The organism is Streptomyces sp. NPDC107528 (genome assembly GCF_055639295.1).
Genome location: NZ_JBVKAV010000001.1, coordinates 54,516 through 68,667, shown reverse-complemented (window position 1 = coordinate 68,667; position 14,152 = coordinate 54,516). Strand labels below are relative to the sequence as shown.

Annotated in this window: 8 protein-coding genes; 2 read left to right on the top strand and 6 right to left on the bottom strand. The window is 69.4% G+C overall.

All coding sequences use genetic code 11. From position 1 onward, the window contains the following. Positions 1 to 5: 5 nt before the first annotated feature. The 4 genes from ACZ7L5_RS00275 to ACZ7L5_RS00260 form a co-directional block, all read right to left on the bottom strand. Positions 6 to 1,994 (bottom strand): ATP-dependent DNA helicase, encoded by a 1,989-nt coding sequence (locus ACZ7L5_RS00275; RefSeq protein WP_471513093.1) that lies wholly within the window; start codon positions 1,992 to 1,994, stop codon positions 6 to 8. Between the two features lie 486 nt (positions 1,995 to 2,480). After that, positions 2,481 to 3,305, bottom strand: a complete 825-nt coding sequence (locus ACZ7L5_RS00270) for a GNAT family N-acetyltransferase (protein ID WP_471513091.1) — start codon at positions 3,303 to 3,305, stop codon at positions 2,481 to 2,483. A 195-nt stretch (positions 3,306 to 3,500) separates the two neighbouring features. Then, the gene (locus ACZ7L5_RS00265; protein WP_471513089.1) at positions 3,501 to 5,561 is read right to left on the bottom strand and encodes an IucA/IucC family protein; all 2,061 of its coding nucleotides are present in this window, start codon (positions 5,559 to 5,561) and stop codon (positions 3,501 to 3,503) included. A gap of 428 nt (positions 5,562 to 5,989) precedes the next feature. Further along, entirely contained in the window at positions 5,990 to 7,651 is a 1,662-nt protein-coding gene (locus ACZ7L5_RS00260) for a diaminobutyrate--2-oxoglutarate transaminase family protein (RefSeq protein ID WP_471513088.1), read from the bottom strand. A gap of 353 nt (positions 7,652 to 8,004) precedes the next feature. Between ACZ7L5_RS00260 and ACZ7L5_RS00255 the strand changes: the two genes are divergently transcribed. Beyond that, positions 8,005 to 9,225, top strand: coding sequence for a trypsin-like serine peptidase (locus ACZ7L5_RS00255; RefSeq protein WP_471513086.1), 1,221 nt, complete (start codon positions 8,005 to 8,007; stop codon positions 9,223 to 9,225). A 257-nt stretch (positions 9,226 to 9,482) separates the two neighbouring features. Next, the gene (locus ACZ7L5_RS00250; protein WP_471513084.1) at positions 9,483 to 10,691 is read left to right on the top strand and encodes a trypsin-like serine peptidase; all 1,209 of its coding nucleotides are present in this window, start codon (positions 9,483 to 9,485) and stop codon (positions 10,689 to 10,691) included. A 126-nt stretch (positions 10,692 to 10,817) separates the two neighbouring features. Here ACZ7L5_RS00250 and hflX read toward each other — a convergent pair whose 3' ends face one another. Both hflX and ACZ7L5_RS00240 read right to left on the bottom strand, forming a co-directional pair. After that, a complete protein-coding gene (gene hflX, locus ACZ7L5_RS00245; RefSeq protein WP_471513082.1) occupies positions 10,818 to 12,311 on the bottom strand; it encodes a GTPase HflX in 1,494 nt (497 codons plus the stop codon). A 191-nt stretch (positions 12,312 to 12,502) separates the two neighbouring features. Beyond that, positions 12,503 to 14,083, bottom strand: a complete 1,581-nt coding sequence (locus ACZ7L5_RS00240) for a M1 family metallopeptidase (RefSeq protein ID WP_471513080.1) — start codon at positions 14,081 to 14,083, stop codon at positions 12,503 to 12,505. Positions 14,084 to 14,152 lie beyond the last annotated feature (69 nt).

Here is a 14,152-nt window from a genome sequence, read left to right as displayed (position 1 = left end):
CGCCATCACTGCGGCTGTTTTTCTGCCTCTGCCTTCTTCGCCACTGCATCGATCGCGGCCAGCGACTTTCGAACCTGGTTACGGTCCGTGGTGTACCAGAAGTCAGGCAGTGACGCCTTCAGGTAGCTCCCGTACCGGGCCGTGGCCAGCCGCTGGTCCAGTACCGCGACCACGCCTCGATCCCCCGACGCCCGTACGAGACGGCCGGCGCCCTGAGCCATCAGCAGCGCCGCGTGAGTGGCGGCCACCGCCATGAAGCCATTGCCGCCGGCGTCCTCCACCGCCTTCTGGCGCGCGCTCATCAGCGGGTCGTCCGGGCGCGGGAACGGGATCTTGTCCATGACGACCAGCTGACAACTGGGGCCGGGCACATCGACGCCCTGCCAGAGGGACAGCGTGCCGAAGAGGCAGGTCTGCGGGTCGGCCGCGAAGTTCTTGATCAGCTCACCGAGCGTCTCCTCGCCCTGCAGGAGGATCGGGAACTCGGGGATGCGGGAGCGAAGCTCCTCGGCGGCCAGCTGGGCGGCACGCATCGAGGAGAACAGGCCCAGCGTGCGACCGCCGGCCGCCTGGATCAGTTCGGTCAGCTCGTCGAGCATGTCCACTCGGTCGCCGTCCCGCGCTGGGCGCGACAGGTGCTGGGCGACATACAGAATGCCCTGCTTGGGGTACTCGAAGGGCGAGCCGACATCCACGCCCTTCCACTGCGGAAGGTCATCGCCCTCCGTGCCCTCGGGAGCGAGGCCCAGTGAGGCGCCGACGCCGTTGAAGTCGCCGCCAAGCTTCAGAGTCGCTGAGGTCAGGACGACGGAACGGTCCGCGAAGAGCTTCTCCCGCAGCAGGCCAGACACGGACATCGGGGCCACCCGCAGGGACGCACCGAAACGATCGTGACGCTCATACCAGACGACATCCCATTCGGAGCCGTTCGTGATCCGCTCCGCGACGTCGTGCACGGATTCGACCGAGGCCAGCGCCTGCTTGCGGACCGCGTCCTCGTCCTGCACGGATTTGTCGCGGGTCGCGCCGATCGCGGAGATGACGGTACGGCAGGCGTCCCGCAACGCCATGAGGGCGTAGGCGAGGTCCTCCGGGATCTCCTCCAGGCGGCCCGGCAGGGCGAGCTCCATCAGCCGCTCGAAGCCCTCGGCAGCAGTCTGGAGCTGGTCGGCGGCCTTCTCGTTGGCGAGCTTTGCGGCGCGGCGCACCGCGCGGTTGACCTGGCCGGGCGTGAGCTCGCCAGTGGCGACCCCGGTGACCCGGGAGACCAGCTCGTGTGCCTCGTCGACGATCAGGACCTCGTGCTGCGGGAGGACGGGGGCGCCCTCGATGGCGTCGATCGCGAGCAGCGCGTGGTTGGTGACCACGACCTCCGAGAGCTTGGCCCGCTCACGGGCCATCTCGGCAAAGCACTCGGCGCCGTACGCACACTTCGATGCGCCCAGGCACTCCCGCGACGACACCGACACCTGGCCCCAGGCCCGGTCGGACACACCGGGCGTCAGATCGTCGCGATCACCCGTCTCCGTCTCGTCCGACCAGTCGCGCAACCGCAGTAGGTCCTGCCCCAGCTTGCTGGTCGGCGCGGCCGCCTCGAACTGGTCGAAGAGCCCTTCGTCCTCATCCTGCGGAACGCCCTCGTGCAAGCGGTGCAGGCAAAGGTAGTTCGACCTGCCCTTGAGCATCGCGAACTCGGGGCGACGGCGCAGCAGCGGGTGCAGTGCGTCGACCGTGCGCGGCAGGTCCCGCTCCACGAGCTGGCGTTGCAGGGCCAGGGTGGCCGTCGCCACGACGACGCGCTCCCCCTGCGCGAGCGCGGGCACGAGGTAGCCGAGCGACTTTCCCGTACCGGTGCCGGCCTGGACCAGCAGATGGGAACCGCCGTCGATCGCCTCCGCGACGGATTCGGCCATGGTCACCTGGCCGGGGCGCTCCGTACCGCCGACGGCAGTGACGGCAGCATGCAGGAGTTCGGGGAGTGGGGGCTTCGTCATAGCGTGACCACCCTACGGCCAGGCACTGACAAACGGGCGATCACGGTGGGGGCCGGGGTCGGGATCAAGACCGGGGCTTCCTCGGTGGGGATCGGATCGGTTCGGGTGGGTGTCGGGTTGGTTCGATTGCCGTCAGATGCTGTGCGAATGAGGGTGCGGCCGGTTCAGCCGTGGTCAGGATGGTTCGGTTGCGACCGGGGCGACTCGTTTGCGACCGGAGCGATTCGATTGCAGTCAGGCCGCTTCGACTGCGCTCGGACCGACCGGGTACGGCGAGGGCTTTCGGCCACGGAGCGGCTCAGAGCAGGCGTGTTCGACCGCGCCCGGGTTGGGGGCGGAGTCGCCAGGTAGGACTGCTGCAGCCCATCGCTCCGTGAGACGGATCCGAGTTTCCAAGGGGCTGGCGGTTCGGCTGCGAGTCAGAGCCGCGTGGGAACCAGATCGGCTCGGCCGGTGTACCAATTGTGATGACGCCGCGACACGGCGTCACAGCAGATGGCGCAGGCTCCGGTCTCTCACCATGAGGGCAGCCCTCTTGAAGGGCAGATCGATCTCGGCGGAGAACCGAAAACCGGCGCTCAGGAACGCGGCGATGGAAGGGGTGTTGCGAATGTCGGGTTCGGCGACCATGCGAGCGCAGGCGGGCCGCTTGTCGAGGACCAGGTCGGCAACGGCTCGGAGGAGGGTGCCGCCCAGCCCTCGCCCGCGGTCGCCGGCGGCACCGATGAGGAGATGGAGTCCGGTGTCGTGGGGTCGAGCTGGATAGTGCCGGGCGAGCGGGTCGAGATCGGCTCGGTAGAGCTCCCAATAGCTCATCGGCGTGCCGTCGAGCAGGCCCAGGCACGGAACGCTGCGTCCGTCGCCGGAGAGATGGGACCGCAGGTGCTCCTCGGTCGCGTTCTGAGGCCCGGCCAGCCCCCAGAACGCGGCAATGGCGGGGTCGTTCATCCACTGATCAATGATCGGGAGGTCGCGCTCGATGCGCACGGGAACGAGGTGAAGCACTCCTGCAGGTGTGCTGATCGGCCCCCATTCGGCAACGTGGTCCAGCAGGTCGTCGGCGTTCGGGAGATCTGGATCTGAGGCGAGGGGGGCCGCGCCTGCGCCCGGGTTCCGCTCCCCCAGGGCACCGGGGTCGTCCGCGAAGAGTGCGACGAACTCGTCGGGCAGGCGCATGTCCAGCGTGTCCTCACCGTCTGCGCTCAAGCTCGCCTCGGCGATACGGCCGTTGCGGGAACCCAGGCTCATGGCGATGCCAATGTCAGTGATGGGGGCAGTACCGGCATCGGCACTCGCGTCGGTGGGAGGCACGGCGACGCTCCTCTCAGAGGTGGGGTGAGGCACGTTCCTCAGGGATGAAAGGTGTTGGTGACAGCCGGAGGCGATGTCGGGGTACAAAAGCCCAGCGAGGGAGGGGGACCGTGATCGGAGGTGAGGTCGGACTCGGAAATGCAGTGCGTCGAAGGGCTCGGGCGAGGTCAATGGTCAGTGGTCAGTGGTCAGTGGTCAGGAATGCAGGGGGTTGGCGATGGAGACATACACGGACTGGGTGTCGACCGGGCCGACGAGTTCGTCGAGGCCGTGCAGCCGGGTCAGCAGATTGGCCTTGCAGCGCAGAACCGGTGAATCGAGCAGGTGGGCAGGTAGTGAGGTTCGGAGTCGGGTAGGGCCGGAGGCCACTTCGCGGAGGAAGCGGCGGAAGGCGGCGAGCAACAGCCGCTCGTCGGCCAGACGCTGGGAGCCGAACGCTCCGATGAGGCCGAACACGTTGTTGATCGCGAGGTAGTACGCGAAGCGCTCGTCGGTCACTTCGTCCGAGACGAAGGTCTCGCTGTGCTCGCCGATGCCGGACAGCCGGGCGTCGAGTGCCGCACGCCGGGACTCACGAAAGTAGTAACCCTGGTTGTCGCGGTACCGGCATCCCGAAGGCCAGCCGTCATCGTCCAGCACGAGCAGCGTGTTCTGCTGATGTGCTTCCAGTGCGACTCCGGCCTCCGAGTCCAGCCACAGCACGGGGCGGACAACCTGTTCGAGGTAGCGCAGGAACCACTCGGCGGCAACGGCACCACTAGGGCGGCCTGTTCGGTCGGCGAGACGCGTGACGAGCTCAGCCAAGCGGGATCGCAGCGGCTTCCTCTCCGAGGAGGGTCGGCCTGTCGCGGTGTCGGGCCCTGCGTACCGGGGTGCGACGAGTCCGGCTACACAGGACACGTCGTCGGAAGGTCGGAACGGGTTGTGCCGGATCATCACGTCGAGACCGGCCACCGGGACGCCATCCGGCCCGTCGATGGCGATCCATGCCGGGTCGCGAACGATGTCAAAGCCTGGGTGCTCGGACTGCCATTGCGTGGAGAGGCCACTGCGCAGCAGTCGGTGAACCTCGACGCCTCGGTGCAGTTCCTTGCGGAGGTTCTCACGGCGGGAGTTGGTGATCCGTAGGCCGAGCGACAGCTTGAGCATGGCGGGGGCACCGGACCTGTAGACGGTTCGTACGGAGGAGGTTGGATGCCACCGGGCGCCGCCGTCGCCGAGGTCCTGGAGCAGTCCGGCATCGAGCAGCGCCGCGATCTCCGGGCGGTGCCGGACCTCGCGCAGCTGCCAAGGGTGCAGGGGCAGAGCCGCGTAGCCGTCGGGCAATGACAGTTCAGGGTCGGCGAGTCGGCACGTGAGCTGGACGGCGGGAACAACACGGCCACGTTCGGTCCAGGCCGAGTCGGCAGTGAGCAGAGAGGGAGCGACAGCAAGCCAGTGCAAAGGGAAAGAGCCGCGCAACTCGGGTGAGTACGGGTGCGCTTCGGCTTCGGAGAGACCCTCTCGGCTCTTCGGCGTCGGGTGGAGCGGGTGTCCGAGCAGGAGGGCCTGCTCGGCCGCGAGGAACAGGTCGGGGCTGTCGGCGGGGTTTGCACGACGCTCACTGATGAAGGTGACGGTTCGCCGGACAGAGTCGGCGACACGGGCGCCGAGGTCAGTCGCGACGGAGATCGCAGGGCCGGTCAGGACTGTGGGCGTCGGAGAGGCGGGGGAATTGGAGGCGCGGTGGGTCGGCGGTGTGGAGGAGGTCGGGGGTGCGGCGGAGGCAGAAGGTGAGGCAGAGATCAGAGGGGTGGCAGCGATCCGAGGTGCCGCAGTGGCCAACGGCGCGGTAGAGGTCGAGGGGGGTGCGGCAGAGATCGGGGGCACGGGGAAAGGTCTTGACGGGTCGGCGTCCGCGACCGCGGCCGCAGGACTCAGCGCCCCGAGCGTCTCCCTGGTGAGCAGTGCGGCGAGGGTGACCGCGTCCGTCGGCGGGCACTGGGCCGGTGCGTCGGCCAGGTGCGGGAGGCCGAAGCGGTGCCACCCCGTAGGCGACCAGTAGCCGACGGGGACCTGCAGGGCTGTGCCAGTAGCGGGCAAGGGGATTCGGAGGGTCCCTGTGTCGGGTGCCGGGAGGTTTGTCTCACGCACCCAGCAGCGGAGCAGGTTCTCCACGGCGGCGGCCTGCGCTGCGATGTGAGGGTCGGGATGTTCAAGGAGGTCAAGGGTGTCGTCGCCATGCAGACGCTCGGCGGCCGAGGCACCTTCCTCCATCGGCGCACACAGGGCTGCCCGCTCCTCTCGAACTGCCTGTGCCGGCACTCGTTCCTCCGGTGCGCCCTCGCCCCCTCCCTGCCGGGCGCCTCCCGCATAAGACGTGGGCGGCACTTGCTGGGAGAGCGGTGAGGCGGAGGAGCCTCGCTTGCCGGTATCCGTGTGGCCGTCTGGTGCGGGGATGGTGGTCAAGGCTGGTCCTCTTGAAGTGGGTCCGGCTGTGCGGCGACGGCCGTGTTCTTGCAGTGAGGTTGGGCGCGGCGTGGAAGGCCTGCGTTTCCAACGGGGCGCGGTTGGAGGGGGTGTGTCAGATGGCGGCGAGGTTCCAACGGGAAGCAACGGATCGCTCGGGAGTGGGTCGTTCGAGGGTCACCGAGGCGAGAGTATGGGGCCCGGAAGAAATCGGCGTGCCCATATCCCCGACCGCGCTACCCGGCGCGGTCGCCTCGGTCACCGTGCTGCCGGTGGCTCGAGTGCGGCTGATGCGTCCGATCACGGTCGGTATGACCGGCGTGACCGGTGTAACCACGGTGACGGCCGGCGTGCCCGATGGGACCGCGGGACACCGCCTCCACCGCGTCGGCCAACCGGTCAAGAACCGCGGCCGCCTGCTCATCGCTGATGGTCAGGGGCGGAAGGAGCCGTACGACGCTGGAGTGGCGGCCGCCGAGTTCGACGATCAGGCCACGGCGCAGGCACTCCTGTTGGATGGCGACAGCGAGTTCGGGGGCGGCGGGACGGGGATGGCGGTCCGGGTCCCGCGGTGTCGCCGCCCCCTCTCCTCCGCCGTCAAGGGCGACGCCCTCCGGGAATCCGCCCGCGTTCCGGGCGGGGTCGAGACCCGCGAGACCGCCTGCCCCACCGCCAGTCCAGCCAAGATCGCTCCGCGCTTCAAGTGCCGCCAGGATCGCCGACCGCCCCTCGTCCACCGGGGCTTCGCCCTGTGGCTCCACGACCTCGACCCCGATCATGAGCCCCCTGCCCCGCACATCCCCGACGCACGCGAACTCCGCGGCAAGCCCCTGGAGTTGCCGCAACATCCGCGAGCCCAATTCGGCCGCGCGCTCGGCGAGACGGTTTTCACGGACGTACGCGAGTGTCGCTGTTCCGGCGGCCATGGCGAGTTGGTTGCCTCGGAACGTGCCGGCGTGGGCGCCGGGTTGCCAGGCGTCGAGTTCGTCGCGGTAGACGATGACGGCCAGGGGCAGGCTGCCGCCGATGGCCTTGGAGAGGACCATGACGTCGGGGGTGACGCCGCCGTGCTCCACCGCCCAGAAGGAACCGGTGCGCCCGACCCCGGTCTGGACCTCGTCGGCGATCAGCGGGATGGAGCGGTCAGAGGTGATCTGCCTCATGCGCCGCAGCCACGCGTCGGGGGCGGGGATGACTCCGCCCTCACCCTGCACCGGTTCGAGAATCATCCCTGCGGGGCGTGGTACGCCCGACTTCGGGTCGTCGAGGACGGACTCGGTCCAGCGGGCGGCGAGTTCGGCACCGTGTTCGCCGCCGACGCCGAAGGGGCAGCGGTAGTCCTGGGGGTACGGCAGGCGCGCGACGCGTACGTCGAAGGCGCCTCCGGATGCTTCGAGCGCTCCCGCGGTCATCCCGTGGTAGGCGCCGCTGAAGGCGAGCATCCCGGTCCGTCCGGTCGCGGCCCGGACGAGCTTGAAGGCGGCCTCCACCGCGTCGGTTCCGGCCGGTCCGCAGAACTGCACGCGTGCGTGGTCGGCGAGACCGGGCGGCAGGGTCCGGAACAGCTCGGTGATGAAGGCGTCCTTGACGGGCGTAGCCAGGTCGAGGACGTGCAGTGGTGCGCCCGAGTCCAGGACCTTGCGGATGGCCTCCAGCACCACGGGATGGTTGTGTCCGAGCGCCAGCGTCCCGGCGCCGGAGAGGCAGTCCAGGTAACGGCGGCCGTCCGCCCCCTCGATGGTCAGCCCGCGTGCCCGCACGGGCACGATCGGCAGGGCGCGAGCGTAAGTGCGCGCCGATGACTCGCGCGCAGACTGTCGCCGCAGGATCCCCTCGTGCACGGCGGATGCCCCCGCCGAGTCGGACGTACCCCCGCGCACAGATTCGGTCACGGCCATGGCTCCCTGTCCTCCCGCTGTCCAGGGCGAGCAGGTGTGTCGCATCCTCGCCCGACCCGACATACGAAGCCCCGCGAGCGTCCACTCGAAACTCCGGGGAACCGAGCACAGGGGACCGCTCACAGACAGCAGGTCCCCACGGCTACCAACCGCGGACCGTTCACCGGGTTACGGGTTGCTTCAAGATCCTTGCCGTGACGGAACCGTTGCCGTTCCGTCGGAAGTCCCCCACAGCGAGCGCATAGTGTGTGGTGCCGTCCCAACGCGCCGTGACATCACGCCGGAACCGCTGGTGATCAGCGGAAGTGCACGGCGACAGCGCCAAGTACCGTCACCCCAGGGGGAGTCAGATCATGCGATCGATACGGCCGTCGTTCACCGCTCGCCGAGGGAGGAGCGCGCGCCGCAGAACCTCCCCACTGCCCGTGGTCGCGCTCGCCGCTGCGCTGGCCCTCACCGCCACGGCCTGCGACTCGGGCGACGCCGAGGCAGGCAGCGGTGCCACCGCGTCCGCTGCGGCCGGTGGCGAAGGCGAGATCACGATCCCGGACGACATCAAGGACAAGCTCAAAGAGCACGGGATCGACATCGACAAGTGGAAGGACGGCGCCTGGAAGAAGTGGGACAGGGACGACTGGCTCCGCGAGGCGCAGGACTACATCAACCCGATCATCGAGGGCTTGTGGGACCCGGACCGTATGCGGGACGCCCAGGACCCGGACCGGGGCGTCGACGAAAGTGACCTTTCCGGTGACCAGGGTGTGACCGACCCGACGCCGGAGCCCGTGGAGGCTCAGGCCGTGCCGCCCGCGTACCACGCCAACGCGCCCGAGGCGGGCAAGGTGTTCTTCGACTCCCCCGAGGGCACGATGGTCTGCTCGGCGACGGTCGTGCAGGACCCGGCCAACCCCGGCAAGTCCAACATGGTGTGGACGGCCGGCCACTGCGTGCACGCGGGCAAGAGCGGCGGCTGGTACCGCAACATCGCGTTCGTGCCGTCGTACAACAACGACGACATGTCGGCCACCGAGCGCAAGGGCGCAACCCGGGAGCAGGTCGCTCCGTTCGGCGTCTGGTGGGCCGACTGGGCGCAGACCTCCGACCAGTGGATCGCGCAGGGCGGTGCGACCGGCGGCGACGGCGCCTCGTACGACTTCGCGGTGCTGCATGTGAAGCCGGAGGAGGGCAGCAACGGCAAGTCTCTGGAGGAGACGGTCGGTTCGGCCCTGCCGGTGGACTTCAACGCTCCGGCCGTCCCTGAGGTGGAGAGCATCAAGGCGATCGGCTATCCGGCCGCTGCGCCGTTCGACGGCGAGAAGCTGTACCAGTGCCAGGACAAGCCGGGCCGGCTGTCGCTCAAGGCGTCGGACCCGACGATGTACCGCATCGGCTGCACCATGACCGGCGGTTCGTCCGGTGGCGGCTGGGTCGCGACGGGCTCGGACGGCAAGCCGGCACTCGTCTCCAACACCTCCATCGGCCCGGTGGATGCGGGCTGGCTGGCGGGTCCGCGGCTGGGCAAGGAGGCCAAGGGCATCTTCGACAGGATGAGCGACAAGTTCACCGGTCAGTGATGTCGGCCGGAAGTCGGGCCGTGACGGCACCGTAGGCACCGACGGCGGTGGACGCGGGGGGCGGCGGAGCAGTGGAGCGGTGGGAAGAAACCTTCACCGCCTCACCTCCGTACGCCCTCAACTCCCCGGGCATAGTGGGGTGTCGCGTCCGAGGGTCCACGCGAGAGCGTGCAGTGCACGGACCACCGCGACCCGCACCTGCCATCAGGCACTACGGCACTACGGCACAGCACGTTCCAACGGGGGTTTACCGCACCATGCATTCCACACCTACGTCCGCAGCTCCACGCAGAGGACGGCGCTCCGTCCTCGCCGCCACCGGCCTCGTGGCCGTCCTGGCGCTCACCGCGACCGCCTGTGACGGTTCGGAGGAGGGTGCGGCGAGCGACCAGGCCGACGCTGCCGCGTCCCAGGCAGCCGGACTCGGCGACGGCAAGATCCAGATCCCGGCCGACATCGCGGACAAGCTCGAGAAGCACGGAATCGATGTCGACAAGTGGACCACCGGTGGCTGGAGGGACTGGGACAAGGACAAGTGGCTCAGCGAGGCCCAGGACTTCGTCAACCCGGTGATCGAGGGCCTCTGGAAGCCTGAGCGGATGCAGTCCGCGAAGGAGGCCAACAAGACGGTCACCACGCAGGACGCCTCGGCCGACCAGGGCGTGAGTGACCCGGAACCGGCGCCCGTCCAGGCCACGGCCGAGAAGACGCCGTACCACGACAACGCGGCCGCCGTCGGCAAGGTCTTCTTCGACTCCCCCGACGGTCCGGCCGTCTGCTCCGGCACGGTCGTCAAGGACGTGAACCACCCCGGCAAGTCCAACCTGGTCTGGACGGCCGGTCACTGCGTGCACGCCGGCGGCAAGGGCGGCTGGTACCGCAACATCGTCTTCGTCCCGTCTTACAACGACCTCGGCAAGTCCGAGGCGCAGCTGGACAACGCCGCGCCCGCGGAGGTCGCCCCGTACGGCAATTGGTGGGCCGACTGGGTCTCGACGTCGAACGAGTGGATCCAGGGCGGCTCGGAGACGGGCGGTGCGGGTGCCGCGTACGACTACTCCGTGCTGCATGTGAAGCCGGAGCAGGGCTCCAAGTCGCTCGAGGAGACGGTCGGCGCCGCACTCGACGTGGACTTCTCGGCCCCGGCAGCGACCGAGGCCGGCACGATGGGCGCCTGGGGCTACCCGGCGGCGCCTCCGTACAACGGTCTGCAGATGTTCAAGTGCCTCGACCAGCCCGGCCGGTTCTCGCTCAGCCCGGCCCTGCCGACGATGTACCGCATCGGCTGCACCATGACCGGCGGTTCGTCGGGCGGCGGCTGGTTCCGTGTCGTGAACGGCGAGACGGAGTTGGTGTCGAACACCTCGATCGGCCCTGAGGACAACACCTGGCTCGCGGGCCCGCAGCTGGGTGCGGGCGCCGAGGCGGTGTACCAGCACATGAGCAGGGCGTACGGCGGTCGGTGACGGCAGGCACGGACACGGACACGCACTGAAGGCCCGCTCCCCTGCGACAGGGGGCGGGCCTTCGGCGTTGTCAGGTCAACCACGGCCGCTGTTCCACGGCGGCTCCGGCGGTCGGCTTGTGACGGCTCAGGCGGTCGCCGCCGGAACGTATGGCGCGAGATCCGCCGCCAGCTCCTCGTGCACCCGCACCTTGAGCAGCGTGCCCTCCGGGGTGTGCTCCTCGGAGATCACCTCACCCTCGGTGTGGGCGCGGGCGACCAGCTTGCCGTGCGTGTACGGCACGAGCGCCTCGATCTCGACGGACGGGCGGGGCAGCTCGTTGTCGATCAGCGCGAGCAGCTCGTCCATGCCCTTGCCCGTGCGGGCCGAGACCGCGATGGAACGCGTCTCGATCCGCAGCAGCCGCTGCAGCGTCAGCGGGTCGGCCGCGTCCGCCTTGTTGATCACGACGATCTCCGGTACGTCGGTGGCGCCGACGTCCCTGATCACCTCGCGCACGGCGGCCAGCTGCTCCTCCGGGTTCGGGTGCGAACCGTCCACCACGTGCAGGATCAGGTCGGACGCGCCGACCTCCTCCATCGTGGAGCGGAACGCCTCGACCAGGTGGTGCGGCAGGTGTCGTACGAAGCCGACGGTGTCGGCCAGCGTGTAGAGCCTTCCGCCCGGGGTCTCGGCCCGGCGCACGGTCGGGTCGAGGGTCGCGAACAGGGCGTTCTCGACCAGCACGCCCGCGCCCGTGAGGCGGTTGAGCAGCGACGACTTGCCCGCGTTGGTGTAGCCCGCGATGGCGACCGACGGCACCTTGTTGCGCCGGCGCACCTGGCGCTGGATTTCGCGGCCGGTCTTCATCTCCGCGATCTCACGGCGCATCTTCGCCATCTTCTCGCGGATCCGTCGCCGGTCAGTCTCGATCTTGGTCTCACCGGGACCACGGGTGGCGAGCCCGCCGCCCTTGCCGCCGCCCATCTGCCGGGACAGCGACTGACCCCAGCCTCGCAGCCTCGGCAGCATGTACTGCATCTGCGCGAGCGCGACCTGTGCCTTGCCCTCTCGGGACTTGGCATGCTGGGCGAAGATGTCCAGGATCAGGGCCGTACGGTCGATGACCTTGACCTTGACGACGTCTTCGAGGTGGATGAGCTGGCCCGGGCTGAGTTCACCGTCGCAGATGACGGTGTCGGCGCCGGTTTCCAGCACGATGTCCCGCAGCTCCTCGGCCTTGCCGGAGCCGATGTAGGTGGCCGCGTCGGGCTTGTCGCGGCGCTGGGTCACGCCGTCGAGCACCAGCGCGCCGGCGGTCTCCGCGAGGGCGGCGAGCTCCGCGAGGGAGTTGTCCGCGTCCCGCACGGTTCCCGAGGTCCAGACACCGACGAGCACGACCCGCTCCAGGCGGAGCTGGCGGTACTCGACCTCGGTGACGTCCTCGAGCTCGGTGGAGAGGCCTGCCACGCGACGCAGAGCCGCGCGGTCGGAGCGGTCGAACTGGTCGCCGTCCCGCTCTCCGTCGATCTCGTGGCTCCAGGCGACGTCCTCTTCCATCAGGGCATCGGCCCGAAGACCTTCGGGATAAGTGTGCGCGGCGCGCTGCGTGTCCTGGGAAGGGGAAGAAGAGGAGGTCATTGGGTCCTTACGTCGATGGGAATCCGCGTGCGGCGACGGTGGCGGTGACAGTGGCGTCCCGGACCGAGTCCGTGGCGCCCGGAAACCTGTCCGTCACTGCTCCTAACGCACGAGCGCCCCGGGAGATTCCCGCGGGCCGTGCCGTGCCGACCGGAAAATGGTCGCACGGCACGGCCCGTCTCGTCACCGCCTTATTCGTTGGCCGCTTTCTTGGGACCCGCCTTCTTGGGACCAGCCTTCTTGGCCGCCTTTCCGGCGGCCGGCTTCTCGGGGTCCGCGGACTTCCACTCCGGCTGCCCGGGCATCGGCGGGGTCTTCTTGCCGTACAGCCAGGCGTGCATGAAGCCGTCCAGCCGGCGTCCGGAGATGTCCTCCGCGAGCGCGACAAAGTCCGCTGTGCTGGCGGAGCGGTCCTTGTGGCGCTTCACCCAGGCGCGCTCCAGTTGCTCGAAGTCCGAGGCGCCGATCTCCTGACGGAGGGCGTACAGGACCAGGGCCGCGCCGTCATAGACGTTCGGCCGGAAGATGCCGTTCTTCTTGCCGGCGCCTGCCACCTTGGGTGCCGCGGGCGGTCCGCCGGCCGTACGCCACCGGTCGGATGCGGCGTACGCGGCCTTCATGCGTGCCTCCATCGGCCTGTCCGCCTTCTCCGCCGCGTACAGGGCCTCGTACCAGGTCGCGTGCCCTTCGCTCAGCCACAGGTCGGACCAGGTGCGCGGGCTGACGCTGTCGCCGAACCACTGGTGCGCCAGCTCGTGCACCATGATCGACTCGATGTACCACTTCGGGTAGGCGGCCTCGGTGAAGAGGTCCCTTTCGAAGAGGGACAGCGTCTGGGTCTCGAGTTCGAAGCCGGTGGCGGCGTCGGCCATGAGCAGGCCGTACGTCTCGAGGGGGTACCGCCCGATCTTGCTCTCCATCCAGGCGATCTGGCCGGGGGTCTTCTTCAGCCAGGGTTCGAGCTGCTTGCGGTCCTTGGTGGGCACCACGTCCCGTAGGGGCAGCCCGTGCGGGCCGGTGCGGTGCACCACCGTGGAGCGGCCGATGGACACCTGGGCGAGCTCGGTGGCCATGGGGTGCCTCGTGCGGTACGTCCACGTCGTAGCGGCGCCCGCGCGGTCCACGCCGGTCGGCAGGCCGTTGGCGACGGCGGTGTAGCCCTTGGGCGCGGTGACCCGGATGGTGAACATCGCCTTGTCGGACGGGTGGTCGTTGCACGGGAACACGACGTGGGCGGCGTCGGCCTGGTTGGCCATGGCGAGGCCGTCCGAGGTCTGCACCCAGCCGCCGTCCCGGCCCTTGGCGGACACGGGATCGCTGGTGTGGCGCACCGTGATCTGCGTCCAGCTGCCGTCGGACAACGGCTCCTCGGGCGTGACGACGAGGTCCTCACCGGCGCTGCGGAACGTCGCCGGCTCCCCGTCGACCTCGACGGACTCGACCTTGCCGTGGGCGAAGTCCAGGTTGACGCGCTCCAGGTCCTTGGTCGTCCAGGCGTCGATGGTGGTGACGGCCTGGAGCGGCTTGTCGTTGGAGCCGGAGTAGCGGAACGACAGGTGGTACGACGCCACGTCGTAGCCGGGGTTGCCCAGGTTCGGGAAGAGGCGGTCACCGATGCCCAGGGGCGTGACGGGGGCGCTGGCGGCGAGGAGACCGAAGGAGGCCGTTGCGGCGAACAGCGCGAGCGCCTTGTGTCGCCTCGAGGATCCGGGACGGGTGCGAGGAGCGCCAGGGACTGGTCGCTGAGCCTCGGTGCGGGGGGTGAGCAGCATGCACCACGGCTATCAGCGCGCGCGTACGCGGCGTTGACGACGCGCGACCGGCCCACTCGAACGGGTATG

What these genes read in the sequence shown, in the direction of transcription:
- ACZ7L5_RS00275 (WP_471513093.1), bottom strand. Translation starts at nt 1,994, where the DNA reads ATGACGAAGCCCCCACTCCCCGAACTCCTGCATGCTGCCGTCACTGCC.
- ACZ7L5_RS00265 (WP_471513089.1), bottom strand. Translation starts at nt 5,561, where the DNA reads ATGGAGGAAGGTGCCTCGGCCGCCGAGCGTCTGCATGGCGACGACACC.
- ACZ7L5_RS00260 (WP_471513088.1), bottom strand. Translation starts at nt 7,651, where the DNA reads ATGGCCGTGACCGAATCTGTGCGCGGGGGTACGTCCGACTCGGCGGGG.
- ACZ7L5_RS00255 (WP_471513086.1), top strand. Translation starts at nt 8,005, where the DNA reads ATGCGATCGATACGGCCGTCGTTCACCGCTCGCCGAGGGAGGAGCGCG.
- ACZ7L5_RS00250 (WP_471513084.1), top strand. Translation starts at nt 9,483, where the DNA reads ATGCATTCCACACCTACGTCCGCAGCTCCACGCAGAGGACGGCGCTCC.
- hflX (WP_471513082.1), bottom strand. Translation starts at nt 12,311, where the DNA reads ATGACCTCCTCTTCTTCCCCTTCCCAGGACACGCAGCGCGCCGCGCAC.
- ACZ7L5_RS00240 (WP_471513080.1), bottom strand. Translation starts at nt 14,083, where the DNA reads ATGCTGCTCACCCCCCGCACCGAGGCTCAGCGACCAGTCCCTGGCGCT.